General features: G+C 60.2%; 15 protein-coding genes, 1 tRNA gene, 1 pseudogene and 1 CRISPR repeat array. Of the genes and pseudogenes, 7 read left to right on the top strand and 10 right to left on the bottom strand.

The window, feature by feature from the left end; all coding sequences use genetic code 11:
- Window positions 1–166: 166 nt before the first annotated feature.
- Entirely contained in the window at window positions 167–1,279 is a 1,113-nt protein-coding gene (ruvB, locus tag GG26_RS09045; protein ID WP_099883820.1) for a Holliday junction branch migration DNA helicase RuvB, read from the top strand.
- A gap of 37 nt (window positions 1,280–1,316) precedes the next feature.
- Here ruvB and GG26_RS09040 read toward each other — a convergent pair whose 3' ends face one another.
- Window positions 1,317–4,016, bottom strand: coding sequence for a phycobilisome rod-core linker polypeptide (locus tag GG26_RS09040; protein WP_414390124.1), 2,700 nt, complete (start codon window positions 4,014–4,016; stop codon window positions 1,317–1,319).
- Window positions 4,017–4,256: 240 nt separating this feature from the next.
- Between GG26_RS09040 and GG26_RS09035 the strand changes: the two genes are divergently transcribed.
- Window positions 4,257–6,362 (top strand): glycosyltransferase 61 family protein, encoded by a 2,106-nt coding sequence (locus tag GG26_RS09035; protein ID WP_414390122.1) that lies wholly within the window; start codon window positions 4,257–4,259, stop codon window positions 6,360–6,362.
- 21 nt (window positions 6,363–6,383) lie between these two features.
- Here GG26_RS09035 and GG26_RS09030 read toward each other — a convergent pair.
- From GG26_RS09030 to GG26_RS09000, 7 genes are all read right to left on the bottom strand, one after another.
- Window positions 6,384–6,467: transfer RNA gene (locus GG26_RS09030), tRNA-Leu, on the bottom strand.
- Between the two features lie 43 nt (window positions 6,468–6,510).
- Window positions 6,511–8,475: a tetratricopeptide repeat protein gene (locus tag GG26_RS09025; protein WP_414390119.1), complete on the bottom strand. Its 1,965-nt coding sequence runs from the start codon at window positions 8,473–8,475 to the stop codon at window positions 6,511–6,513.
- 303 nt (window positions 8,476–8,778) lie between these two features.
- A CRISPR array of direct repeats spans window positions 8,779–11,221; the repeat unit is 36 nt; unit sequence GTTCCCCCTTCGTGGGGATCCCTAAAAATTGGAAAC.
- Window positions 11,222–11,355: 134 nt separating this feature from the next.
- Window positions 11,356–12,147 (bottom strand): cobalamin-binding protein, encoded by a 792-nt coding sequence (locus GG26_RS09020; protein ID WP_414390116.1) that lies wholly within the window; start codon window positions 12,145–12,147, stop codon window positions 11,356–11,358.
- A 189-nt stretch (window positions 12,148–12,336) separates the two neighbouring features.
- Window positions 12,337–13,893: a carotenoid isomerase gene (gene crtH / locus GG26_RS09015; RefSeq protein WP_414390113.1), complete on the bottom strand. Its 1,557-nt coding sequence runs from the start codon at window positions 13,891–13,893 to the stop codon at window positions 12,337–12,339.
- Between the two features lie 139 nt (window positions 13,894–14,032).
- Window positions 14,033–14,980: an ABC transporter permease gene (locus tag GG26_RS09010; protein ID WP_414390110.1), complete on the bottom strand. Its 948-nt coding sequence runs from the start codon at window positions 14,978–14,980 to the stop codon at window positions 14,033–14,035.
- The gene (locus tag GG26_RS09005) at window positions 14,974–16,095 is read right to left on the bottom strand and encodes an ABC transporter ATP-binding protein (RefSeq protein ID WP_414390107.1); all 1,122 of its coding nucleotides are present in this window, start codon (window positions 16,093–16,095) and stop codon (window positions 14,974–14,976) included. The genes GG26_RS09010 and GG26_RS09005 overlap by 7 nt, the downstream gene beginning before the upstream one ends.
- A gap of 79 nt (window positions 16,096–16,174) precedes the next feature.
- On the bottom strand, window positions 16,175–17,035 hold the full coding sequence (locus GG26_RS09000) for a PD-(D/E)XK nuclease family protein (RefSeq protein ID WP_049749827.1): 861 nt from the start codon (window positions 17,033–17,035) through the stop codon (window positions 16,175–16,177).
- Window positions 17,036–17,191: 156 nt separating this feature from the next.
- Here GG26_RS09000 and frr point away from each other — a divergent pair, with 156 nt between their 5' ends.
- From frr to GG26_RS08985, 3 genes are all read left to right on the top strand, one after another.
- Complete coding sequence (gene frr, locus GG26_RS08995; RefSeq protein WP_011430687.1) at window positions 17,192–17,740, top strand: ribosome recycling factor; 549 nt, start codon at window positions 17,192–17,194, stop codon at window positions 17,738–17,740.
- A gap of 95 nt (window positions 17,741–17,835) precedes the next feature.
- On the top strand, window positions 17,836–20,547 hold the full coding sequence (locus tag GG26_RS08990; RefSeq protein ID WP_414390103.1) for a CBS domain-containing protein: 2,712 nt from the start codon (window positions 17,836–17,838) through the stop codon (window positions 20,545–20,547).
- A gap of 89 nt (window positions 20,548–20,636) precedes the next feature.
- Entirely contained in the window at window positions 20,637–21,572 is a 936-nt protein-coding gene (locus GG26_RS08985) for a M48 family metallopeptidase (protein WP_414390100.1), read from the top strand.
- 313 nt (window positions 21,573–21,885) lie between these two features.
- Here the strand turns inward: GG26_RS08985 and GG26_RS08980 are convergent.
- Window positions 21,886–22,017 (bottom strand): annotated as a pseudogene (locus GG26_RS08980) (IS200/IS605 family transposase); the annotation flags it as partial.
- A gap of 467 nt (window positions 22,018–22,484) precedes the next feature.
- Here GG26_RS08980 and aroB point away from each other — a divergent pair.
- Window positions 22,485–23,696, top strand: coding sequence for a 3-dehydroquinate synthase (gene aroB / locus GG26_RS08975; RefSeq protein ID WP_414390097.1), 1,212 nt, complete (start codon window positions 22,485–22,487; stop codon window positions 23,694–23,696).
- The gene (locus GG26_RS08970) at window positions 23,675–24,682 is read left to right on the top strand and encodes an aspartate-semialdehyde dehydrogenase (RefSeq protein WP_414390094.1); all 1,008 of its coding nucleotides are present in this window, start codon (window positions 23,675–23,677) and stop codon (window positions 24,680–24,682) included. The genes aroB and GG26_RS08970 overlap by 22 nt, the downstream gene beginning before the upstream one ends.
- On the opposite strand, the gene GG26_RS08965 is transcribed toward GG26_RS08970, so the two are convergent.
- Entirely contained in the window at window positions 24,679–25,680 is a 1,002-nt protein-coding gene (locus GG26_RS08965) for a hypothetical protein (RefSeq protein ID WP_414390091.1), read from the bottom strand. The genes GG26_RS08970 and GG26_RS08965 overlap by 4 nt on opposite strands.
- Between the last annotated feature and the right edge of the window lie 301 nt (window positions 25,681–25,981).

Genomic DNA, 25,981 nt, shown 5'->3' with positions numbered 1-25,981 from the left:
CTGACCTAGTCGACCAGTCCTTCTTGAATCCCCTGGCAGACGCTGGGGGGTTTTTTCTTCTACCGCCCTCTCCGATCCAGGTGGGAGACCAAAATGGCAAACGGTTTCACCAGGATCTTTCCCCCAGTCAGTTAGAGTAGGGCTATCGCATCTGCGAGTAAAGGATATGGCGATCATTTCTTCTCGGGCTGCGGGGGCTGAGGATCCCGGGCAGCGGCAGCAAAAGAGTTCTGCTCGCAGAAGAGAGTCGAAATTGGCTTTTGCTAAGGCGGAAGGGCTACTGCAACCGCAGGCTCACCCCAGCGAAGCTCAAGAAGAATCCCTGCGCCCGCGCACCCTGGCAGAGTACATTGGCCAGACAGAGCTGAAGGAAGTGCTCTCCATCGCTATTGCAGCGGCCCGCGCCCGCGGGGAGCCTTTGGATCACCTGCTGTTCTACGGCCCGCCTGGCTTGGGCAAAACCACGGTGGCCGCGGTGCTGGCGGCGGAGATGGGATCCCGCTTCTACATGACCACGGCCCCGGCGCTGGAGAGCCCCCGCGACATTGCCGGCTACTTGGTGCGCCTGAAGCAGGGGGACGTGCTGTTTATCGACGAGATCCACCGCCTGCCCAAGGTAACCGAAGAGCTGCTCTATCCAGCAATGGAGGATTTTCGCCTCGACATCACTGTTGGCAAGGGACGCTCGGCCCGCATCACCTCCATACCCCTGGAGCGCTTTACCCTCATCGGGGCCACTACCCGCATTGGCGCTCTGACTTCGCCGCTGCGGGATCGCTTTGGCCAGGTGCAGCGGCTGCGCTTCTATGAGCCCCACGAACTGGCGGAAATTGTGTTGCGCAGCGCTCGCCTCTTGAACACCTCCATTGACCGAGCGGGAGCCGAGGAGATTGCCCGCCGATCCCGAGGCACACCGCGCATTGCCAACCGCCTCCTGAAGCGAGTGCGCGATTATGCCCAGGTGCGGGGGGATGGCCACATCAGCCGTGAGGTGGCAGCCGCTGCCCTGGAGCTGTTTCAGGTGGATCCCATGGGTTTGGACTGGACGGATCGCAAGCTGCTGACGGTACTGGTGGAGCAGTTTGGGGGAGGGCCCGTGGGCTTGGAGACCATGGCCGCAGTGACAGGTGAAGATCCCCAGACAATTGAGGAGGTGTACGAGCCCTACCTGCTGCAGATTGGCTACCTGCAGCGCACGCCAAGGGGTCGGGTGGTTACCCCCGCTGCCCTGCAGCACTTAGGCTACACAGCCCAGTCCCCTCTGCCTGTGTGGAGCTAATGGTTTTCCTCTCCCACCAGGGGAGAGGGGGGTTGAGCTAGCTGCGATCGTTGCTGCCAACAGGTCTGAAACTGGGCACCACGAGCTCCTTGTTTTGCTTGGTGAGGCGGCCATACAGCTCTTGGGTGTTGGGGAAGTTGGCCGCCGGCAAGGTGGGGAAGCGGCGATAGGGCACCGTGTCCTCGCCGAAGAGATCCCGATACTCCTGGGTGTTGAGCAGGGCGCGCACGAAGGCCTTCAACCCCTGGGTGGCCAAGATCTGGTTGTACTTGCGGATCTCCTGCTGGTTTAGGGGTGCGCGGCCCAGGAAGTGCTTGGTGCCCAGCTCGATCACCTTGGTATTGGGATAGGGAGCGTAGAACTCGGAGCGGTACAGTTCCGAGCACCCCAGCGCCTCGACGAACTCCTTGACGGTGATCTCGCCGTTGCGCAGCTTGGACTCGGCAGAGCTGAGCTCGGCGCTGATGTTGTAGATGTCCATGTCGCGCTCGAAGATCTGCCGGTAGGCGGCGCGGATGAGGTTGTTGACCTCGGCTTTGTTGGCCAGGCTGGTGAGCTTGAAGATGGGTACCTCCTGGCGCACCTTGGGCACCCCCTGCTGGACTCGCCGCTGGATCTCCAGCTCGCCGGAGGGCTTGTCCTGGGGCTGGCCCAGCTTGACAAACAGGGGGATATCGTCGTCGGTGCGGATGGGCCTGGTGACCACGGCCATGTCGCTGGATCCGGGGCGCATGCGCCGCCGCGCTAGACCGGCAGGGGTGAGGTAGCGCTCGTAGGGCACGACGTCTTCCCCGAAGACCTGCTGGTACTCCTCGCTGTCGAGGATGGCGTCCACCACGGCGTAGAAGCCCTGCTTGGAGGCGATGTCAAACAGCCGGTTCATCTCCTGCCGGCCGTAGGTGGGCCGGCCCAGCAGCTTGCGGTGGATGAACTCGATGGCCTTGCAGACATAGAGACTAGACCAGTACTTGTTGCGGAACAGATCTGACTTGGCCAACTGGCGGACAAACTCTTTGACGGTAATCTCGCCCGACTCCAGCTTGATCTCCCAGCGGGTTAGCCGTTGGCCTTCATAGGGCACATAGCCGTACACCTGCTGGTAGCAGGCGCGGATCACCGCCTGGGTCGAGACTTCGCTGCCAACAACCCCGGCCCGCACCCCCAAACGCCGGCTGCGATCGCCAGGGGTTTGGGTAAGCTTGAAGACTTTGGGGCCAAGGCTGCCGGGATCCCCGACCGCCTTGGGATTGGTGCGCTCGTTGGTGAGGGCAAAGCCGCGCCGAATAAGGATGCGCTTGACATCCTTGTTGAAGGGGGCGGGGCTGGCGTTGAGGGAGCGGGTTTCTTTGGGGAAGATGGCGCCAAATTGGATCTCCAGCGGGTCGTTGCCGACACCGTAGGCGTGCTGATCCGGCAGGGGGCGGTTGTAGCGGGCAAAGAGGGTAATGAATTGGGGCACCTTGCGGCGCGGAGCCGCGTAGTTGTAGAGGTCAAACTTGGGCCCCCAGTTGGCGCTGGTTTGGGCTTCCACCCCCAGCTTGCGCAGGTAGGGCACCGTCTCCTCGCCGAAGTAGTCGCCGTACTCGCGGCTGTCCACCAGCGCATCCACCAAGCCGGCCAGGCCCTTGCTGGAGACGATGGCAAAGTAGGTCTGCACCTCTTCACGGGTCTCTGGTGCCCGTCCCAGGAAGTGGCGGAAGGCCAGCTCCACAACGCGGCTGTTGATGTAGGGCTCGTAGAACTGCTTGCGGTAGAGTTCGGATTTGCCCAGGCGGCGGATAAACTCCTTCATGGAGATCTCGCCGTTTTTGACCTTCGACTCCAGGTCGGCCAGCTTAAGGCCATAGGCACGGCGGATATCCCGCTCGAACACCTGCCGGTAGGCGGCTTTGATGACCTCTTCTTTCTCAGCATTGGAAAGCCCCGGCTTCATGGCAAAGACGGGAACCTTTTCTGCGGCCAAGTTGTAAACCTGGGGTAGCTGTAGCCCTTGCAAGGGCAGGCCATCGGCGGTGCTGGCGTTGCGCTGCCGCAGCTTGTCGGAGGGAGCAGGGGCAATGAACTCGCTCAAGAGCACGTCGAAATACTGGTTGATGATGGCCACCGCCTCGCCATCTTTGCGGAAGTAGCTGGCTGAGGCCCGCTTCATCTCTTGGATGGCGACAATGGTGGCCTCGGCAGAGCAGGCGTTTTCGATGATCTCCCGCAGGCCCCGGGTGTTAACCACAAGGATGTTGGGATCCCCGGCCACCAGGGCGTAGGTGACATAGCGCAGGAACCAGCTTAGATCCCGCAGGGACTTGCGCATGTTGGCAGCCCCGTAGCGGGAGATGTTGATGGGGCGGAAGTTGGGCGGGATCTCCACGCCGCTGGCGCTGAAGAGATTGCGGATGGCCTCGAGGAAGCCACCCGTGGACTCCACATAGAAGGCGGTGCCCAGCTTAAAGGCTTCTTTCTCGTCTTGAGTGACTTCTGGCCGCTCCAGGTAGGCCATGGGGGAGCCGCCGGTGAAGATGCGGTTGGCAGCTCGGCTGACAATGATTTCGGAGTTGGCGGCGATGACCTCGGCAATCTGCAGCCGCTTCAGACCGCTGGAGAAAAAGTCGTCAAGGCGATCCAGCTCGGTGCGCGAGAGGTAGCGATCCTGCTGTTCTGCCTGGGAGATGGTGGAGAGGGGCACGGTTTGGTAAAGACGGGGGCTGGAGACGACTGCGCCGCCAGATGCGTTGATACCCATCGCTCTCTTAAACTCCGTTTATCGAAAAACTGCCGACAAGGCTCAGGGAGGATGCCCCGGGAAAGGGGCTGACCCATGGACTTAGCTAAACCGGCCCCCATCCCTCTCAGAGTTGGGGAGGAATGGACGCCGCGTCCCTGAGGGGGAAGCCAAGCCTAGAATACTAGGGGGATGCGACCAGAGGGGGGAGGTTGTTGCAGTTTGTAACACTCATTCTCAGTTGCCTTCTCGTCAAAAACCATGGCCTCTGACCCTTCTTTGCACCTTCCCGACTCTCTGCGGGCAGACTGGGAACAGGGATGCTACGGCTCTGTTGCTCAAAGTTTGCAGCGGCAGCTTGAGCAGGGATCCCAAGAGCCCCTGCTGTATTGGTGGCTGGGATCTGCCTACCTACTCCTGGGGCGGGAGCTAGAGGCGCAGCTCACTTGGCAGGAGGGTCTGGCCCTCCTAGGGGCCGAAGCTGAGGCTACCCGCTGCTGGGCAGAGGGACTGCTGGAGCTGGCAGAGGGGCTGTGGGAAAGGGGGCAGTGGCCGCAGGCGGCGGCTTTGTATCGGCAGTTGCTAGAAAGTGGCGCTGCCCCAGAGGCGGCGTTGGCGGCCCATCGCCTTGGCCTAGTCCAGGAGCGCAGCCGACTGTGGCTAGAAGCAGCAGAGTGGTTTGAAGAGGCCTGCCGCTGGGATCCAACGGCCACGGAGAGCTTTTGGCGCTGGGGCCTGGCCCTGCTCAAGCTGGGCCGGTTGCGGGAGGCCCTCTCCCCTCTCCAGGAGGCAGCGCGGCTAAGGCCAGAGTGGGGGGATCCCTGGGTGCAGATGGGCCTGGCTTGGCTGGATCTGGGGGAGCTGGAGCAGGCGGTGGCCTGCTTTCAGGAGGCAGCGACGCGGGGCACCCAGACAGCAGAGCTCTACAGCTACTGGGTAGAGGCTCAGGTGCGGCGGAATGACCCGCAGGGGGCTTGGGAGAAGTTCCGGCAGGCGCTGGCGGCGGAGCGGGAGTGGCTACAGGCCTGGTGTGAGGGCAGCGGCAGAGACAGTCGGCTGCGGCTGGAGCTGGAGCAGGCCCTGCAGGGATCCCCTGGCAGCCTTTGGCAGGAGCGGTACCGCGCCTGGCAGCAGCGCTGGCTCCCTGCGCAGGCAACCCTTCCTTCCCCAGCCTGCCAGAGCCCACCGCCCAGTGCTGGCAACCCCCTGCCAGTGCCCAGCCAGGGTTACCTTACCACCCGGCAGTGGCACCAGGCCACCGGCGAGGGCAGCTACCAGGTGGTGGATCCAGAAGGGGTTCTCTGTCTCCAAGCTCCTCCTACGGCTGACCCTGCCATTGGGCAAAAGCTGCGCTCGCAGCGGATCCCCTTGGCCGAGACCTTTGTGGCCCAGATTCCGCAGGGATCCGTGCACGTGGGCCACTATCCCCGCCACCTCTACGCCAGCTTTGCCAGCGCCGTGCTTACCCGTAGGGGTGAGTTGCTGGCCGATGTCTCCCCCAGCTTGCCGCCGCCGGAGTTTCTCGACTGGGACTGGAAGCCGGCTCACCTAGAACACCACCCCGTTTTGGACTTGCCCCACCTGCCGCCGCCAATTCCGCTGGATGGCCCTGTCGCCCTCTTGCCCCTGGGGGCGGTCAACTACTTCCATTGGATGGTGGACATCCTGCCCGCCCTCGATCTCCTACGCCGCTCCGGCGTCCTCGAAAAGGACATCCCCCTCTTGGTTCACGGCTACCAGGGCAAGCCTTTCCAGGTGCAAAGCTTAGCTGCCTTGGGGATCCCAAGCGAGCGCCTCCTCAGCTTTGAGCAGGCGGGGGGATCCCATGTGCAAGCGCAGAACCTGATTGTGCCCTCGCTGGCGGGGCCGGTGGGGTGTCTAACCCCCAGGGGCTGGCAGGTGCTGCAGCAACTGGCTCCTCTGGGGCAGGCGGCGGGGCTACCGCGGCGGATCTACATTAGTCGTCGGGCTGCCCGCTGGAGGCGGGTCATTAACGAGGCAGAGGTTCTCGAGGCTTTGCGCCCCTGGGGATTTGTGTCTGTGCAACTGGAAGCCCTTTCTCCGGGCGAACAGATAGCCCTGATGCAGAGAGCAGAGGCAGTCATTGGGATCCACGGGGCGGGCTTGACCAATCTTGCCTTTTGTCAACCTGGCACTGTTGTTATCGAGATTTTCCCCACCAATGCCGTGCTCCCCTACTTCTGGAGCCTGGCCCAGGTGGTGGGGCTGAACTACTTTCCCCTGCTGGCTCCAACCTGTGACCCGGCCCTGGTGGCCCTGTTGGCCAGCCCAGAGTTGGATCGGGAGGATGCCTGGGTGCGGATCCCGGACTTGCTGAAGTTGCTCGAGCAAACAGGGCTGCGTTGACTGCTTTCCCAGCCTTGGGAGTGGGATCGGAGGGACTCGAACCCTCACGTTCTTGAAGAACAACGGATTTTAAGTCCGTAGCGTCTACCATTCCGCCACGATCCCTAAAGTAGCCGTACTACTCTACCAGACTCTTTGCTGCAGGGGGCTAGGAGGCTTCTATAGGGAGAGTATGGCATGCCAGCTTCTGCCAGACAGCCTGGCGCAAGAAATGGGCCAGGGCGGCTACGCAGTCTCGATCCTCAAAAAGCAGGTCGCGCCGCTGTTGGATCTGCTGAGAAATTTGCTGCCGAAATTGGGGATCCCTTCCCAGTTGCACGGCTAGATCTTCGTAGCGCTGGAGGTCTTGGGCAATCAAAAGATCAAGGCCCATCCTTTTGAGGATGGCGTAGGTATGTCGGCCCCGCAGGAACCGGCCAGGGCAGGTGACCACCGGCAAGCCGGCAGCAACGGCTTCCAGAGTGGTGATCCCCCCCGACCAGCCGTAGGAATCCAGCATGACGTCGGCGCAGCGATTGAGATCCAAGTAGTCCTGGTGATCCAATTGGGGCAGGAGGCGGCAGTGGTTTTCTATGGCCAGCCCCCAAGCAGAAAAAGCCTGGGAAAGACGCTGCCAAAACTGTCTCCCAATGGCGGCATTGGGCAAAGCTAAGAAAACAAATTGGGCACTGGGCACTTGCCGAGCAATAGCTGGAAAAAGGTAGTCGTATTGCGGCAGGTACTTGCCCAAATACTGGCAGGTGAGATAAACGACGGCATCCTGGTGTAGACCAAAGTCCTGGCGGTAACGTCTCTGGGGAGGCAAAACCGGCTTTTCAAAACAGGTACCCAGTCGGGGCAGTCGGACTAAGGTTTCGCTGTAGTGGGCTTGTCCATCTTCTGGCTCCATCAGGTCGCTAGATAGGAAGTAGTCAATGGTCGAAAGTCCAGAAGTAATGGGATGAGCCCAAGTGGAGCATTGCACTGGGGCTAGACGCAGGGAAGCTAGTTGCAGAATAAGAGGCGATAGTCCAATTTCCAAATACACCAAAACATCAAGCTGATCCTGCAAAATTTGGCGGGCAGCATCTTCAAAGCCAGTGGGAATGTGCCGGAAGACATCGGCATACTGGCGGTACTGCTCGGTCATGAAATCAACTCTGGGATCCAGATGGTAGGCAAACACCTGAAAAGGCCACTCGGCGCTGGCTTTTAAGTATTTCACCCATCCCAAAGAAAGGCGGCTGTAGGAGCAAGCCCGCATGGAGGCCGAGACAAACCCAACGCGCAGGGGATCCCCTGGCTGCCGAGGAAGACACTGCCAATTGGGGTAGCAGGATTGGACAATGCGCTGTACAAACTGAGCGTATTTTTTCTGCAGCTCCAGGTCGTTGTAGCCCTGGTACTGCAGGTGGTGAGGCGTTCCCCAGCTTGACCCCAAAAAGGCCAGCTGCCGCTGTTCTTGGGTATCTAAGGGTGTCTCCTCAATGAGGCGATCCAGGTGTTCTACAAAGCGAGAGCGAAAGCTGTGCAGCTTCTGTTCATCCTGATAGATAGCCGGCAAATAGAGGTGGTAAAGCCAGCGGGCTTGCACCAAGTTGGGATCCAAAGCCACCGCCTTCTCTAGGTGAGCCAGGGCAGGGCCGTGTTCCCCTTGCTCGCGATGGGCCATCCCCAGGTAAAAATGCACCTCGGCCAACGGGATCCCTGCTGCCGGATCTGGATTTTCTAGCAAGGCGCCGAGCAGCGGGATCGCCTCTTCGGAGCGGCGTAGGTTCACAAGAATCTTGCCCGCTTGCAAAGCAGAAAGGTAAGCCTTAGGATCAAGGCTTAGGCTCTGCCGATAGCAGGGTAGAGCCTTTTCCAGTTGCCCCAAGGACTCATAGACAACGCCCAGGTTGTGATGATAGAGGGCTACGTGGGGATTGAGCTCAATGGCCTCGGCAATCAAGGCAGCCGCCCATTCCCCCTCCCCCTTGGCCTGGGCCACCGTCCCCAGCAGGTGCAGGGCATCGGGTTGATCGGGAAACTCCGCCAGAATTTGCGAGTAAATGGCTTCCGCTGTTCGCAAGTCGCCAGCCTGCTGGGCCTGGATCCCGGCTAGAAGCTTCTCTGTAAGGGCGAGATCCGACATCGACAGCCACGGAAGCCGGAGAACTTCCCCCACTATAGGCGCTTCAGCTCTATCCAAAACCCTCCTCACCGCCCCCTGAGCCTCATGTTGCCAAAAACACAAGAAAACGGTATCCGCAGCTCTGCGAGCGATCCACCAAAACCCCAAAAGGCTGATTCTTTCGTCGGATCCCTCGACGCCTTACGCCACAAGGCTTTCAGGCCCCAAAGCCCCCTCGCCAAAGCTCCTTTTGCCAACTTTTTCTCGGATCCCTCGCAAATGGGTCTTGCATCCCTTGCCCTGCTTGGGTTTAATGGGGGTAGAGTTCCCCCTTCGTGGGGATCCCTAAAAATTGGAAACATGTAAACGATCCTGTATTAGTAGATCGGATGAATTTTATGTTCCCCCTTCGTGGGGATCCCTAAAAATTGGAAACGTAAACATATGTACCTCCCTTTACGGGAATAAAGGAACAGTTCCCCCTTCGTGGGGATCCCTAAAAATTGGAAACCTCAATACTCTTCTTTGAACACCAACCCGGGAGAGAATAAAGTTCCCCCTTCGTGGGGATCCCTAAAAATTGGAAACTTAAAGGCCTTTGCAGACACTATACTGTACGAGAGGGGAGAAGTTCCCCCTTCGTGGGGATCCCTAAAAATTGGAAACATAAGACAGGTACGCAGCGTAGTCTAGATACTGTTCAGTTCCCCCTTCGTGGGGATCCCTAAAAATTGGAAACTTCTCAATGTTGACTGCTGGAACAGTTCATGCGATTCTGGTTCCCCCTTCGTGGGGATCCCTAAAAATTGGAAACAGGAAGCGGGAGGTAAAAGGTCAGTAAGAGGTATCCTGGTTGTTCCCCCTTCGTGGGGATCCCTAAAAATTGGAAACAATCTAGGGCTCCTGTAAGGTCCATAAAGGCACAATCTGTTCCCCCTTCGTGGGGATCCCTAAAAATTGGAAACTAATAAATACAACTGGGAGAAAGATTCATGGGCTATTGTAGTTCCCCCTTCGTGGGGATCCCTAAAAATTGGAAACATCCGCTGTGCCCTGTCTTTGGGTGTAGCGCGATAAAAGGTTCCCCCTTCGTGGGGATCCCTAAAAATTGGAAACCAGGTAGAGACGCCGGCTACCGTAAATGTATAGGCGCCGTTCCCCCTTCGTGGGGATCCCTAAAAATTGGAAACTTTATACTGTCCGGGTCGTGACATAGCGGAGAGTTCTTGTTCCCCCTTCGTGGGGATCCCTAAAAATTGGAAACCACCATAATTCAGTACCAGTATGTTCCAGGGTTTAAGGCAGTTCCCCCTTCGTGGGGATCCCTAAAAATTGGAAACACTCTGTAATAGGAATTGTTTTCTCTTCCTCTTGGGGTAAGTGTTCCCCCTTCGTGGGGATCCCTAAAAATTGGAAACGTGTTACTACCCCGTCGTAAAAACGTATCATTCTCACAGGTTCCCCCTTCGTGGGGATCCCTAAAAATTGGAAACCTCCTAACCACCTAACCTCCCCCACCCAACACACCCAGGATGTTCCCCCTTCGTGGGGATCCCTAAAAATTGGAAACACCAGGATACCCCGATCCAGAACAGGTTCTCTAACAGGTTCCCCCTTCGTGGGGATCCCTAAAAATTGGAAACGTGACGGTGGGGACACCAGTAGTAGTTCTTACCCCCAAGTTCCCCCTTCGTGGGGATCCCTAAAAATTGGAAACCCCTGATATACTTGCAGCGAGAAGCACGCAAGATTTGTTCGTTCCCCCTTCGTGGGGATCCCTAAAAATTGGAAACAACCGAGACAACCGAATACCACTATAGTTCATACCACAAAGTTCCCCCTTCGTGGGGATCCCTAAAAATTGGAAACTCGTGAGCGGCGGAAATCCATCTGGTATCTACTCCGAGTTCCCCCTTCGTGGGGATCCCTAAAAACTGGAAACAGGTCGGAGCCCAAGCGCCGGTCGTTTTACAGTCGTGTTCCCCCTTCGTGGGGATCCCTAAAAATTGGAAACATAGCACCCCCGGAGACCGCAGTTGCAGGGTACTAGAAGTTCCCCCTTCGTGGGGATCCCTAAAAATTGGAAACTTGATAAGGTAGCTACAGCAGCCTTGACTAAAATTGCTGTTCCCCCTTCGTGGGGATCCCTAAAAATTGGAAACATTTATCGAGAAAACCCCATGTGCAACTCTCTTTATCTAGTTCCCCCTTCGTGGGGATCCCTAAAAATTGGAAACTATGAGAATACAGTAGTAGTAGCCATAGAATCCTCCTAAGGCGTTCCCCCTTCGTGGGGATCCCTAAAAATTGGAAACACTTTGTTAGCTGATACTCCTCAAACACATCAGAAGAGTTCCCCCTTCGTGGGGATCCCTAAAAATTGGAAACAACTTAGTGTGTTTAGCTGCTGAATCTGATCACTACTCAGGTTCCCCCTTCGTGGGGATCCCTAAAAATTGGAAACTTCCCGGACTACCCATCCCAGGCCACTGTAATACCTGAAGGTTCCCCCTTCGTGGGGATCCCTAAAAATTGGAAACAATTGATCGGGGGACAACTTCTTAGCATTCTTAACCACTGTTCCCCCTTCGTGGGGATCCCTAGAAATTGGAAACTCCCACAGGACAGCTGTGGGCCTAGCGTACCAATTGATTGTTCCCCCTTTGTGGGGATCCCTAGAAATTGGAAACGTGCGGTCTCCGGTGAACTTTGGATTCACCTTCCTCCGCAAGTTCCCCCTTTGTGGGGATCCCTAGAAATTGGAAACAACCGCCAGGTGCTCCCAAACTTCACGCGCCTGTGCAGCAGCCACAATCGGGCAGTGCTGTACGCGCTAGAAGACTTCGGGCTCAAGTATGACGCCGTCCAGGCCCACAACCCTATCGAAAGCAGCATCAAAGCTTAGGCGGAGGATTGGGCCTCCCAGCGGTCAAAGATCTGCAGCAGCAACTGCACCCCATCGGTCAAGGCAGCCGGACCGGGCTGCAGAATCACCTCTGACGGCAGCTCGTAGACGTGTCCGCTCCAGACCGCCGGGATAGTCTCCCACCCAGGGCGGCTGTGAAGCCGCTCAGGCTTGAACCTCTTGCCACACCAGGACACCAGGATGATGTCTGGAGCGCGCCGCACGACCTCTGCCGGTTCAGCTATAATCCGGCGCCGTGCATCGGGATAGGCACTGAATTCGGAAAAGATGTCTTCAGCTCCACACAAACGAATGAGTTCGCTGATCCAGCCGATGCCTGTAATCAAGGGGTTATCCCACTCCTCGAAGTAGACCCGTGGATGGCGGCACCGTTGCTGTCCACGCTGCATAGCTCGGTGCAATCCCTCCCGCAAGGAGCGCACATATGCCCGTGCCTGAGCAGCTCGCCCTACCAGTGCCCCAAGGCGCAGGATCATGGAGAGGATCCCCTCAACCGTGCGCTGGTTGAAGCAGACAACCTCCACCCCCTGGCGAATGAGCTCAGCGCAAATGTTTGCCTGCAGATCCGACCATGCAAGCACAACATCGGGCTGCAGCGCCAAAATCCGTTCGATGTTGGCATCCAAGAGGGTGGACACCTTCGGCTTCTTCCGCGCCTCCGGCGGACGCACCGTAAATCCAGAAATGCCGACGACGAGATCCCCAGCCCCCAAGGCGTAGAGCGTCTCTGCCGTCTCCTCCGTCAAGCACACGATGCGCTCTGGCAATCGCGGTCGCGGAACATGTCTGCCAATCATCGGGATTTCTTCGAGCGAGTCTACGAACTGGTTTGCCAAATGGGCGCTCTAGGCTGCCCGCTTCGATGCCTCACCCCGACGCTCATGCAAGAGCTCTTGCAGTGGGAAGGGGTTCAATGCAAGACGACTGCGGGGGGTTCCTAGAAATTGGAGACAGCTTTAGGAGAAGTCCGCCGCTACCCGGTGGGCGCAGGCAAACCCAGAGAAAGCGACAGCGTTGAGTCCCTGGCCGGGGAAGGTGCTATCCCCCACGCAGTAGAGGTTGGGGATGGCGGTGCGGTTGAAGGGCATGCCCAGCAGGCCCCAGGGAGTGCCGCGAGGGATGGGGCCGTAGGTGCCGTCGACGCGGCCCAAGAAGCGGCGGTGGGTGCGGGGGGTGCCCACTTCCTGCAGTTCAATGTGGGATCCCAGACCAGGCCAGAGGGCCTCCAGGCGGCGGATGAGACGCTCGGCTGCCGCTTGTTTTTGCTGCCGGTACTGCTCTGGGCTCAAGCCCTGCCAAGTCTGCATCCAACTGGGGGTAAAGGCGTGGACGATGTGGCGGCCCGGCGGCGCCAGCTCCGGATCCAAAAGCGTGGGGATGGAGACGAAGATCGTGCCCTGCTCCGCCTCCAGGTCTTGCCAATCTTCTAGAAGAATGTGGTGGCAGTAGCGCTCGCCGGCCAGAGGCTCGGCCCGCACCCCCAAGTGCAGGCTTAAGAAACTGGGGGACTGTTGGTAGCGGCTTTGCCAGCGCCGCTCCGCCGCCGGCAGGGATCCCGGCCAGAGGCGCTCAAAAGTATCCCAGCGGGTGGCATTGGAGATGACCTTGCGGGCCCAGAGCTTTTCCCCTGTGGAGAGCTCGACCCCCACTGCTCGTCCGCGCTCTTCCAGAATCCGCCGCACCGGCGCCCCGTAGCGGATTTGCCCGCCGCAGGCCTCTAGCCCCTGGGCCAGCTTCTGGGCAATCTGCCCCACCCCTCCCTTGGGGTAGTTGACGCCGCCGTAGTGGCGGTCGCAAAACACCATGCCGGCGTTGATCATGGGCGTGCGCTCTGCCGGCACCACCGACCAGCAGTAGCACTCCATGTCCACAAAGCGCAGCAGCGCCGGATCGCGTAGGTGGCGCCGCGCCACCTGGCCCACATTGGCCGGCAAATAGCGGGCCAAAGTCAGGCAGGCGCGGGGGTTGCCGACAAAAGAGCGCCAGAGATAGCCCCACTCCTCCAAAGAGAGCAGCTCCATGGCGTTGAGGCTGTTGAAGATGGGCCAGAAGCGGTCGTAAAAACGGCGGATGCTGCCCGCTTCCTGAGGGAAATAGCTGGCTAGCTCCTGCAAAAACTGCTCGTAGTCCCGGTGCACGCGCGGGCTGAGCCCCTGGGGCAGGTGGTAGGCAATCTGCACCGGGTCGGGGATGGAGTCCAAAGACTGGCCCACGGCAGCCAAGGCGCGGGTAAGCAGGTTGGTGGTGCCCTGCCTGCCCAAGCCAAAGATCATGGAAGCCCCGACATCAAAGCGGTAGACCCCCTTGCCGTTGGGATCCGGGCGCTCAAAGTAGCCGGCGCTGCCACCAGGGATGAGGTATTTTTCCAGCACCAACACCCGGTAGCCCTTGGCCGCCAACTGGGTGGCCGCCACCAGGCCGCCGATCCCAGCGCCGATGACAATGACATCCCACGTTGCCGGGGGAGAGGACTTGAGCTGGGCGGAAGCCTGAGGAAGCAGAGTTTGGGTCAAGGGATCCCTCTCGCACAACGCCAGTATCCTCAACCTACCAGAGCTTGCCAGCAAGCGGCGATCCGCCATCTCCCGGATCCCTAACTCCCCTCTCCCTAAGGGAGAGGGGCTGGGGGTGAGGGGATCCCTTGCCAGCGACTTAGATCAGCTCTTCTAGGCCGCGGCTGCCAACATAGCGGCTATAGGCGTAGATTAGCCCCAGGCTCAGCCCGGTAACCAGAAAGCTGAGGGCCGCTCCAAAAGGGTAGTCCAGGCTGGCGCCAAACTGCATCTGGATGACATTGCCAATCAACAAGGTTTTGCTGCCCCCCAACAAATCGGGCACCACAAACATGCCCAGCGCCGGAATTGCCACCAGGATCAGGCCCGCCGCCAGCCCCGGCAGCGTCTGGGGCAAAAGCACCCACAGGAAAACCTGCCAGCCGTTGGCGTAGAGATCCCTGGCTGCCTCTGCCAGGTGCCAGTCGATGCGCTCTATGGCCGTGTAGAGGGGCAGGACCATGTAGGGCAAGAAGGTGTAGACCATGCCCAGGTACACCGCCAGCCAACTGGGGTAGAGAGCTGTCTGGGGCGGGATCCAGCCCAGCCAGGCCGCCAGCCGTGCCGGCCACCCCTCCGGAGCCAGCACCACCATCCAGGCATAGGTGCGGATCACCAAGTTGGTCCAGAAGGGCACCACCACCAGCGTCAGCAACAGATCCCGCTGTCGGGGCGGGTGGGCGGCAATGAAGAAAGCCAGGGGATAGGCCAGGAGCACACAGAAGAAGGTGGTGACGGCCGCCACCAGCAGGCTGCGGCCCAAGATCTGCCAGTAGATGGGCGTCCAGCCCAGGGGGCCATAGCCGAGAATGCGCAGGTAGTTGGCCAACGTCAGGGGCAGGCCCACCTGGCCAAACTGGCCGCTGCTGAGAAAGCTGCAAACCAGCAGCAACAGCCCCGGCAGCACCAAAAACGTTACCACCCAGAGCACCCCCGGCCCGGCAAAGATGAGGCTGCGCAGCAGCTCCTGCCAAGGGGCGAGCAGCTCCCCTGAGCGCACCTGGAAACGCTGGATCCCTGGCTCTGCCGCTGCTGGCCGCTTCAGCATGGAGCCTCCTGTCGCCGGGGATCCGGCTGCAAGTGCACCAAGTTCTTGGGAGGGAGATGAGCCACTAGGGCCTCCCCGATGGCAAAATCCTGATCCTCGATGTCGGCGTTGAGGGTGAGGGCCTTGAGCTGCTGGCCGCTGGCCGTTTGCAAGAGGTACTGGTTTTCTGCCCCGGTGTAGATGAGGTTTTTTACCCACACCGGCACCTGGTTGGGCAGCAGATCCCAGCCGCTGCGGGAAAGCTGAATCTTTTCCGGGCGGATGGCCAACTGCACCGGCTCCAGGCTGGGTGGGATCCCGGGCACCTTGAGCTTGCCCAGGGGCGTATCGACGCAATCGGTGCCACAGGCGATCCCCTCGATGAGGTTGCTGGCCCCCAAAAAGTCCGCCACAAAGGCTGTTGCCGGCCGCTCGTACACCTCGTCGATGAGGCCAACCTGCTCGATGCGCCCGGCCCGCATCACCGCCACCCGGTCGCTGGTAACCAAGGCCTCCTCCTGGTCGTGGGTAACAAAGATAAACGTCATGCCCAGGCGGCGCTGGAGCTCGCACAACTGCACCTGAAGCTGCTTGCGCAACTTGGCATCCAGAGCCGAGAGCGGCTCATCCAACAGCAGCACCTCCGGCTCGTTGACCAAGGCGCGGGCCAGGGCCACCCGCTGCTGCTGCCCGCCGGAGAGCTCCTGCGGCTTGCGCTTGGCCAGATCCCCAATCTCCACCAATTCCAAAGCGGCGGCCACCCGCTTGCGCAGCGCCTCCCCTCGCACCCCCCGCATGCGCAGGCCAAAGGCAACATTTTCCTCGACGGTCATAAAGGGAAAAAGGGCATAGCTCTGAAACACCGTGTTGACATTGCGCTTGTGGGCGGGCAAATGGCCCACCGGGCGCCCCCGGATCACCACCTCGCCAGCGTCAGCCATCTCCAGGCCGGCGATGATGCGCAGCAGGGTGGTCTTGCCGCAGCCGGAAGGCCCCAACAGGCCAAAAAACTCGCCCCGCCGAATCTGCAAGTCAATGCCGTCGAGGGCCACAAAATCGCCAAAGCGCTTGCGGAGCCCCTTGAGCTCCACATCCCAGTCGGGATCCCTGGAAGTGCCGGCAATGACTCCTGCCACCACAGTTAGCAACCCTGCAATACTCTCTAACTCAGTATGCAGGTTTGGAGAGCGATTGGGGTCACCGAGATCCCGGCGGCTATAGCCATTCCGCCTCAGGCGTTTCCTCTAGTGGCTCCGCTTCCGGCCAAACCCAGTCCGTCAGGTTCTGGGAAGGGATCCCTGGCGGCATGAGCCCGTGGCAACGGGCGCAAAACAGGCAACTGGCACAGCGTTCGCCGTAGGGGAGGGCGGGAAAGGCCTGCGCCTCCAGTTGCCGCAGGCGGCCTAGGGTGGCTTTGAGGTGGGCCAGATCCCGCTCGTAGGCGGCGGCGCTGTAGCGCAACTGAAAAGGCTGCTGCGGGTGCTGCACATACCAAAAGGTAAGCTGCACCTGCTCCGGCTCAAAAGGGCCTGCCAGGGGCAGTTGAGCGGCCACCCCGCAGAGCAACAGCGGGTAAAGGCGCACCTGCCAGTCCTGGGCCAACTGTTCGTCGGGGGGGCGCTGCCGCTCCGTCTTCCAATCGACAATGTGCAGGGATCCCGGCGCAATCACCAGCCGATCCAGGCGAGCCATCAGCTTAAACCCCTCAATCCGTTGCCAGAGGGGCAGTTCCGCCAACACCCGCCCCTGCGGCTGGGCATGGGGACTGGCCAAGAACACCTGCCACCACTGGCGTACTGTCTCCTCCAAGGCCGACAAGCGCGGCTCCACCTGGAGCCCGCGGCTGTACGATTCCACCAGGCGGTGAAACTGGCGTCCCCGCTGCTGCTCCGCTTCGTGCTCAAAGGCATCCGCTGCCGGCCAAATCAGCCGCTCCAGGTACACGTAGCAAAACAAGCGGGGGCAGTAGTCCAACAGCGCCAGAGCCGAAGCTGAGAGGTTGACCTGCTCAAGCGTCAACCTCAGCGGGGAAAAAGCAGCAGGGATCCCAGGCATGGACCAAGAAGAGGAGTTCATGGCCATTCTAGTGCCGCTAGGACTGGAGAATGGCTTCTAGAGCCGCGCGCGGATCTAGACAAGATAAAATTAAGCTCAGGCTCGTGCTAGAGGTCTTGGTTTTTTGCCGCTAGTGTCTGAGCGTCTGCAAACTGTTTCGAGAGCGAGGAAAAGGTCGTGGAGCTAGCTGAGATCGAGGAGTTAATGAGCAAAGCGGTGCAGGCCACCCAGCGTTCCTTCAACACGGTGCGCACCGGGCGGGCTAACGCCAGCCTGCTGGATCGCGTTCAGGTGGAGTACTACGGCGTTCCCACTCCCCTGAAGGCGCTAGCCAGCATCACCACTCCAGATGCCAGCACTCTCTTGATCCAGCCTTTTGATCCCTCGACCCTGGCAGCAATTGAGCGGGCCATCGTCGCCTCCGACCTGGGCCTAACCCCCAGCAACGATGGCAAGGTGGTGCGCCTCAATATCCCTCCTCTAACCGAAGAGCGGCGCAAGGAGCTGAGCAAACAGGTGGCCAAGCTGGCCGAAGAGGGCCGGGTTTCCATTCGCAACATCCGCCGCGACGCCATCGACTCGGTGCGCAAGCGGGAGAAAAACGGCGAGATCTCCGAAGACGAGTCCAAAAGCTTGCAAGAAGAAATCCAGAAATTGACCGACCGCTATATCAAGAAGATCGACGATCTGCTGGCGGAGAAAGAAAAAGAACTGACCACGCTTTAGGGCTTTGTCCTTGAGCACGCCCGCCAACTGTTTTTGGCCCGCTGCAGCCAAGCAGCAGCTCCCTCCCCGGGGCTGGGATCCCGGCCTAGGCCAGCATGGACCTCATCTTGTGTCATCAGTCAGCAGATTTCGACACCCTAGGGGCGGCAGTGGGGGCAGCCCGACTCTACCCTAGCGCCCGCATTGCCTTGACTGGCGGATCCCTGCCGGGAGTGCAGGAGTTCTTGGCCCTCTACCGGGACGAGTTTCCCCTCATCGAGCTGCGTTCGGTGGATCCCCGCCAGGTCCAGCGCTGGATCCTGGTGGATTGTTACGACCCGGATCGCCTCGGTAAGGCTGCGGCCTGGCTGAGCATTCCTGGGGCGAAGATCGAGATTTTCGACCACCACCTGCCGGCCACCCCGCTGGAAGAGCTGTGGCCGCAGCAGCAGGTCAGCGCTCACATTGAGGCGGTGGGCTCCACCTGTACCCTCCTGGTGGAGCGGCTGCAGGGGGCCGGGATCCGCCTCAGCCCTTTCGAGCGGCTGGCGCTGGCGTTGGGCCTCCACATGGACACGGGATCCCTGACCTTCCCGGAGACCACCGCCCGCGATGCCGCCGCCCTCACCTGGCTGATGCGTCAGGGAGTCAACCTGGTGGTGCTGCGGCGCTTTTTGGGCGATGGCCTCACCCCCCCGATGCAGGAACTGCTCAGCCAGGGACTGGCCCAGATGCAGGTGGAGGCGGTGGGGGAGTACCGCTTGGGAACGTGGCTGCTGGAGCTGCCGGAGTTTGTGCCCGGCTTGGCCGGCCTGGTGATGCGGCTAATGGATCTGACAGGGGTGGACGTGCTGCTCTTGGTGGCACGACAGGGGGAGCGGCTTAGCCTCATCGGGCGGGCGCGGCAGGAGTTTGCCCAACTGGGCCGAGTGATGGCCCGCTACGGTGGCGGCGGCCACGACTGTGCGGCAGCCGCTACCCTAAAAGCTTCTCCAGACCAGCCCCTGCCCGATCCCGCCCAGGTGCTGAGCGACCTCAGCCAGGCGGTTAAAGAGCGGATCCCGCCGCCTGTGACGGCCAAGGATTTGATGTCCTCGCCGGTGCGCACCATCCGACCGGAGGTTACTATCCAGGAGGCGCAGCGGGTGCTGCTGCGCTATGGCCACTCCGGCCTGGTGGTGGTGGATGGCCAGGGCCGCCTGGTGGGAGTGATCTCGCGGCGAGATATCGACATTGCCCTGCACCACGGCTTTGGCCATGCCCCCGTCAAGGGCTACATGACTACCGACGTCAAGACCCTCTCCCCCGACACGCCCCTGGCGGAGATCCAGCGGCTGATGGTGCAGTGGGACATTGGCCGTCTGCCAGTGCTCCAGGATGGCCAGTTGGTGGGGATCGTTACCCGCACCGATGTGTTGCGACACCTGCACCAGCTGCCGGCCCTCTCACCCCAGTTGGCTTCTCCTGCTCTCTCTTGTCCTTTGGATCTCACCTTTGCCGCTCTCTCGCCGCAGCACCGCCGGCTGCTAGAGGAAGCTGCCCGAATTGCCGATGAAAAGGGTCTGCGGCTGTATCTGGTGGGGGGGGCGGTGCGGGATCTGCTGCTGCACCGGTGGGGACGGCAGCCCTCCTCTTGCCTGGAACGGCTGGATTTGGATTTGGTGGTGGATGGGCCTTACCCCTCGACCCCCCAAGGGACGGATCCGCCGGGCTGGGGGTTGATCCTGGGAAAAGCCCTCAAGCAGCACTTCCCGGAGGCACGCCTGGAGATCCACGGCAAGTTCCAGACGGCAGCCCTGATCTGGCCAGGGGGCTTTTGTGTGGATATTGCCAGCGCCCGCACCGAGTTTTACCCCTACCCGGCCTCGCCCCCTGAAGTGGCCATGGGATCCATCCATCAGGATCTCTACCGGCGGGATTTTTCCATCAATGCGCTGGCTTTGCGCCTCAACGGCCCCCAGCGGGGTCAGTTGCTGGACTTTTTCGGCGGGCAAGCGGATCTGCAAAAGGGGATCATCCGCGCCCTCCACCCCAACAGCTTCATCGAGGATCCCACCCGCATCTACCGGGCAGTGCGCTTTGCCGTGCACCTGGGCTTTGCCCTGGATCCGACCACCGAAGAATGGATTCGCACGGCTGTAGCCAGCGGCCTCCACGATGCCGTTGGCGGGGAGCGCCTCAAGCAGGAGCTGGCCTACATCCTCCGCTCCCGCGACTGGCCCTTGGCTTTTGAGCGGCTGGCGGCATGGGGAGCCCTGCGCTGCATTCACCCCGCTTTGACCTGGGATCCCTCCCTGTACCGGCGGCTGCAGCGGGTGGGCCGCTGGGCCTATCACTTCCGCCGCCGCTACCCCGAGCTGGGATCCCAGGAGATCTGGCAACTGCGCCTGGAAGCCTTGCTCTTGCCCCTGCCCCAGGCACCCCAGGTAGCCAGCCAGCTCCACCTCACCCAAGCGGGCATCGAACGCCTCAGCCATTTCTCCCACTACCAAGCCCTCTTGGCCCAACTGGAGACCGGATCCCTGTCTCCGGCTCAGGTAGTACGGCTGCTGCAGGGGCTGCGCATCCCGGCGGTGATCCTGTTGGCAGGGCTGGCCGCCAAGCCAGCGCGGCGGCTGCTCTGGCGCTACTTGCAGGAGTGGCATTGGGTGAAGCCACCCCTCAACGGGCACGATTTGCGTTGCCTGGGCTACAAGCCGGGCCCTCTTTTTCAGGAGATCTTGGAGCGCCTGCGCTGCCTCACCCTCAACGGCGAGCTTACCACTCGCGCTGAGGCAGAAGCCTGGCTGCGGAAACACTTCCCCTTGCTGCAATCTCAGCCAAAGTAGCCAAAAGAGTAGAGGGGTTGCCCATTTCTGGTAGGACGATCCCATTGCCAGATCGCTAGCCTGAGAGAAGGTTGTCTTGGAGGGATCCAATGCGGGTATTGAAACCTCGCTCTGCTGTCGAGGCAATCCCGTCGGTGGGCCCCATCCCCCCCCAGCGGCGGAGTTGCCGCGTGGCCAAGCCGGTTGCCTTTGCTCTGCTGGCCATCCTTGCCGCCGGGATGGGATCCCCTGCCCAGGCCCAAGACCTGGTTCGGCTGCTGATCCACGGCCTGCAATGGCTGCAGGTGAGCCAGTTAAACGACGCCCAAGAGGTGAGCTTGGGCCGCCAGATCGACCAGCAACTGAAAGCCCGCGGACAGATTCGCGTCAGTTCAAATTTCTATTGGGTGGAGCGGGTGAACCGCATCGGCCAGCGGGTGGCCGCCCACAGCGAACGCCCTAACTTGCCCTATACCTTTCAGGTGGTGGAGGATCCAGACATCAACGCCTTTGCCACGATGGGTGGTTTTGTTTACATCACCACTGGCGCCCTGGAAGCTGCCGACAACGACGACCAAATTGCTGCTGTCTTGGGCCACGAAATCGCCCATATCAGCGAACGTCACGGCCTCCAGCAACTGCAGCAGGCTGCCGCCGCCCGCTTCGGCGCCCAATTGCTGGGACTCGATGACAACACCTTGGCCGCCCTAGCCCTGGAGCTGGGAGTGCGCCGACCGCAAAGCCGCGAAAACGAGTTTGTTGCCGACGAAAAAGGTTTGTGGGCCGCCTATCGCGCTGGCTTCGATCCCAGGGGCATGTCGCAATTTTCGGCCAAGTTGCAATCCCGTCCATCCCTGCCGGACTTCTTGCGTACCCATCCCCCTGTCGCGGAGCGCATCGCCCGCCTCAACCAGCTTATCGCCGAGCACAGCATGGTCAGCCCTGCTGCCTATGGCTCCGGCGGCCCCACTTGGCCTTCGCAATCTCTCCCCCAAACCCAGCGCACCGAAGTTGAGATTCTGCCGGTGCTGCCGGTTTTGCCCTGAGTAGGCCGCTGGGATCCGTTTTCCCCGTAGGGTGGAGATTCGCATCTGGGGGGAACGCTTCGCACCGCTGGCGCGAGCAGTAGGCGAGGGTAGCCTTGTAAGCTGAGAAAGGGTTTCCTACCTGCCCCGCTGCGTGGTTCACTTGCAGTGGGCCGTAGGACTGGGCAAGCCAGGAGGCATGGGAAGAACATCAAGCAACAGAACGTGCCACACAAAAGGATAGCTTGGTAGCCCCGCACTTGAGTGCAGGGCGGAAAAGCTCGCTAGCCACTTTAGTCGCTTACCCATGATGGGGGTCGTTGATATAGTTTCATAGCTCAAACAACCTCTTCCTGACTTCTCCTACCAAGACCTTTTTCCTTCTCTTTGGCCAAAAAATAAGATAAACAACCGCTAGCCCCACAGCATGGTTGTAGTGATTGTACCGTTGACTTTCCTCTCGCACTATCGCTTGCCCATGTCAGACTGCGGTTGTCATGCCGCTTGCCAACAATGATGGAGTGCGGCTGTCAGCAGGTTCGAGTCAGGAACAGGGAGCTAGTCCCCCTATTAGAGTACTTGTGTCAACAGTCTAATAAGGTGTACAACTGTGCTTTGTACTATGCGAGACAAGTCTATTTCAAAACGAAGCGATGGGCAAGCTATGGTGAGCTTTGTGCTGAGATGGCCAGAACCCAAAACAAGCACTTTATCGCAATGTATGTTTCCGCCGCACAACAGACGTGTAAGTCTGTAGCTGAGGCACTCAGTAGCTCTAAGAAAAAGCTGAGGCTCTCCTGGCAAGAAGGAATGAGTTTAAGACCAAACCTGCCGCGGCCTTCAGGAACTGTCTAGAGGCGCTTTGACAACGCCGTTACGGGTTCTTTTGTGGACTGCGTAAGAATCCCCCGCCTTTAGGCGCTGGGAGTGTCAATGGATCCCATCTCTTCAACAGCAGCACCTATGGATCCCTGTCTGATCCCCGTCAAGCTTCCCCACGGCTCCTACGACATTCTCATCCAGTCCCCCGAAGGCTCCGGCGGCCACAGCCTTATCCAGTTGGGATCCCAACTGCAAGCCAGGGGACTTTCGGGCAAGGCGCTGGTGGTGAGCCACCCCGGCATTGCCAAGCATTTTGGCGAAAAGTTGATGCAAGGGTTGCAACAAGCGGGGTTTGCTGCCCGTCTTTTTCTGTTGCCCGCCGGCGAGCGCTACAAAACCCTGCGCTCGGTGGCCAAGATCTACGATGCTGCCTTGAGCTTTGGCCTGGAGCGCTCTTCCACCCTCGTGGCCCTGGGAGGGGGGGTCATTGGGGATATGGTGGGGTTTGCCGCCGCCACTTGGCTGCGCGGGATCCCGTTTGTCCAGGTGCCCACTTCGCTTTTGGCCATGGTGGATGCGGCCATCGGCGGCAAGACCGGCGTCAACCATCCTGGCGGGAAAAACCTCATCGGCGCCTTCTACCAGCCGCGCCTGGTGTGGATCGACCCAACGCTGTTGCAGACCCTGCCCCGGCGGGAATTTACCTCGGCCCTGGCGGAAGTCATCAAATACGGCGTCATCCAGGCTGCCGACCTATTTGAGTTTTTGCAAGACCGGCCCAGGCTGAGGCGCTACGCCGATTTTGCCCCTGCGGATCTGCACTATCTGCTGCGGCGCTGTGCCGAGTGCAAAGCCTGGGTGGTGCAACAGGACGAGCGGGAAGGGGGCCTGCGGGCCATCTTGAACTACGGCCATACCCTCGGCCATGCCCTGGAAACCGTTACCGGCTACCGCCGCTACCTGCACGGGGAGGCGGTGGCCATTGGCATGGTGGCTGCGGGGGAGATCGCCCGTCGCCTGGGGTGGTGGAGCGCGGCTGAGGCCGAGCGGCAGCGACGCCTTATCGAAAGGGCAGGGCTGCCCAGCCACTGGCCCGCCGGGATCCCTTGGGAGGCAGTGCTGCAGGCAATGCAGGCCGACAAGAAGGTCAAACAGGGGCGGATTCGCTTCGTTCTGCCCCGCCGCATCGGCCAGGCCGAGCTGACCGATCAAGTCGAGCTGGCAGAGGTGCAGGCTGCTTTGGCCTCGATTACAGACACCTCTGGAACCCTAGAATTAGGAAAACCTAAGGACAAGAAAGCATGGCACGGCAACAACGGGTAGCCATTTTGGGAGCAACAGGGGCAGTAGGGACGGAGCTGCTGACGCTATTGGAAGAGCGCCACTTTCCTGTAGCCGACCTCAAGCTTTTGGCCTCGCCCCGCTCAGCGGGCACCTATTTGACCTTCAAGGGGGAGCGGATCCCAGTGGAGCCGGTTTCAGAAGCGGCCTTTCGGGGTCTGGATCTGGTGCTGGCCTCTGCCGGTGCCAGTGTCTCCAAAACCTGGGCCAAGCCTATCGTCGAGGCGGGGGCGGTGCTGATCGACAACTCCAGCGCCTTTCGTCTGGATCCCGATGTCCCGCTGGTGGTGCCCGAGGTCAACCCCCAGGAAGCCTTCCGTCACCAAGGGATCATTGCCAATCCCAACTGCACCACCATCCTAATGTGCGTGGCCATCTACCCCCTGCATCGCCACATCCCCCTGCGCCGCGTGGTGGCCGCCACCTATCAATCGGCCAGTGGGGCCGGGGCCCGCGCCATGGTGGAGCTGCAAGAGCAAACCCGCGCCTACCTACAGGGGCAGCCGTTGCAGCCCCAGGTGTTCCCTTACCCCATTGCCTTCAACCTCTTCCTCCACAACAGCCCCCTGCAAGAGAACGGCTACTGCCAGGAAGAGATGAAGATGGTGAACGAATCCCGCAAGATTATGGGATCCCCCAACCTGCGGCTGACAGCTACCTGTGTGCGGGTGCCGGTGCTGCGTACCCACGCCGAGGCCCTCAACCTGGAGTTTGAACAGCCCTTCCCTGTGGAAAAAGCCCGGCAAATCCTGGCTCAGGCACCTGGGGTGGTGCTCATTGAAGATTGGCAGCAGAACCGCTTTCCCATGCCCATCGACGTGGCCGGCAGGGATGAAGTGGCGGTGGGCCGCATCCGCCAAGATATCTCTGAGCCCAAGGCCCTGGAGCTGTGGCTATGCGGGGATCAAATCCGCAAAGGTGCGGCCCTCAACGCCGTTCAAATTGCCGAGCTGCTTTTGAAGGACTAATTCACCACAACCGTCCAGGTTACCGGTCCTGCCGTGGCAGGGGCGGCCTGAGCGTTGGTCAATGTTACTGGGGAGTTGGGGTAGGTGTAGGTGCCGGCTAGGTTCAGAAGTCCCGTTTGGACAGGGATGGTCACTGTGCAGGTTGCGCCGACAGCCACTTGTCCTCCGGTGAATTGAATGGTGTTCCCACCCACCATGGCCATGAGGGTAGCTCCAGCACCACAGGAAGCAGGTAAGGGAGGAGGTGGAGCAGATACGGTTAAAGGAGGCGGCCCTCCCGGCAAGGTGTGGTCAAAGGCCAAGCCCGTCAATGGAATGGCTGCGTTGTTGGTTATTGTAAACGTCAGAGTTCCATTCCCGGTAACGGGAGGGGGAACTGGGCCGATTGGGCCAAGCGGGTTGGGAGAAAAGGCCATGGTAAAGGTGGGAGCTGGCACCGTTACCGTTAAGTTAATAGCAGCAGCGATGGCACTGAGCCCTTGGTTGCTGCTCAGGGTTACCGCGGGGCTGGTCAGGGATCCCGCTGTCGTGGCTGTAACTTGAAGATCCAGGCTGATGGTGCAGCTAGCGTTGGCTGCCAATGAGCCGTTGATCAGCAAGATGGAAGTTGCTCCTGGTGCAGCTGCCAGCGTCCCGCCACAGCCGTTGTTGAGGTTGTTGGGATTGGCAACGACCAAGCCGGCAGGCAGGGGATCGGAAAAGGCTAGACCCGTCAGGGGCAGAGCGGCTGTGTTGGTGATCGTGTAGGTCAGAGTTGTTGTGGCATTAGGGCCGGCATCTACCGAGGTGGGGCTAAATGCCTTGGTAAAAGTCGGGGCACCCGGCGTAGGTGTCGGAGTCGGCGTAGGTGTCGGGGTTGGGGTGGGTGTCGGAGTTGGAGTCGGTGTAGGTGTAGGCACTGTCGTCCCACCGCTTCCGCCTCCACCGCAGCCGGTCAGTCCTAGACAGGCCGCTCCTAGACTCAAGGCCACAAGAGTTGTAACTGCTTTTTTCTTCATCGCTCTCTCACTCCTCATCACTATCGGACTTGACTTTAGTTTTTATCGACCTGTCTTGCTGCAGTGTACTCCAGTCCAATTGCTGTTCAGGACGCTTCTGCGCCGAGGCAATTTGCAATTATTGTAATAAACCTTGGCTTAGCTGGCAAACTCCAACTAGGGAATAGCTCCTTCAGACTTGCTCTTAGGTACCTTGCTTGTAAGCACAAAATCTGGCGCTCCAAGCCAACTTTCAGAACCTCGCCTATGCCGCTCGAGCCAGCAATGTTCACACAACGTTGGAAAGGGAGGAGAATTGAAA

The organism is Synechococcus sp. 'PEA 65AY6A-5F PE A', from assembly GCF_047462575.1.
Taxonomy (GTDB): Bacteria; Cyanobacteriota; Cyanobacteriia; order Thermostichales; family Thermostichaceae; genus Thermostichus.
Note: the sequence above shows the minus strand (reverse complement) of the source record. Positions and strands in the feature narration are given on the sequence as shown.

Coding starts and splice junctions, on each gene's coding strand:
- GG26_RS08985 (WP_414390100.1), top strand. CDS start 20,637: ATGCGGGTATTGAAACCTCGCTCTGCTGTCGAGGCAATCCCGTCGGTG.
- GG26_RS08970 (WP_414390094.1), top strand. CDS start 23,675: ATGGCACGGCAACAACGGGTAGCCATTTTGGGAGCAACAGGGGCAGTA.
- GG26_RS09040 (WP_414390124.1), bottom strand. CDS start 4,016: ATGGGTATCAACGCATCTGGCGGCGCAGTCGTCTCCAGCCCCCGTCTT.
- GG26_RS09025 (WP_414390119.1), bottom strand. CDS start 8,475: ATGTCGGATCTCGCCCTTACAGAGAAGCTTCTAGCCGGGATCCAGGCC.
- GG26_RS08990 (WP_414390103.1), top strand. CDS start 17,836: ATGGACCTCATCTTGTGTCATCAGTCAGCAGATTTCGACACCCTAGGG.
- aroB (WP_414390097.1), top strand. CDS start 22,485: ATGGATCCCATCTCTTCAACAGCAGCACCTATGGATCCCTGTCTGATC.
- GG26_RS09010 (WP_414390110.1), bottom strand. CDS start 14,980: ATGCTGAAGCGGCCAGCAGCGGCAGAGCCAGGGATCCAGCGTTTCCAG.
- GG26_RS09035 (WP_414390122.1), top strand. CDS start 4,257: ATGGCCTCTGACCCTTCTTTGCACCTTCCCGACTCTCTGCGGGCAGAC.
- GG26_RS08965 (WP_414390091.1), bottom strand. CDS start 25,680: ATGAAGAAAAAAGCAGTTACAACTCTTGTGGCCTTGAGTCTAGGAGCG.
- GG26_RS09000 (WP_049749827.1), bottom strand. CDS start 17,035: ATGAACTCCTCTTCTTGGTCCATGCCTGGGATCCCTGCTGCTTTTTCC.
- ruvB (WP_099883820.1), top strand. CDS start 167: ATGGCGATCATTTCTTCTCGGGCTGCGGGGGCTGAGGATCCCGGGCAG.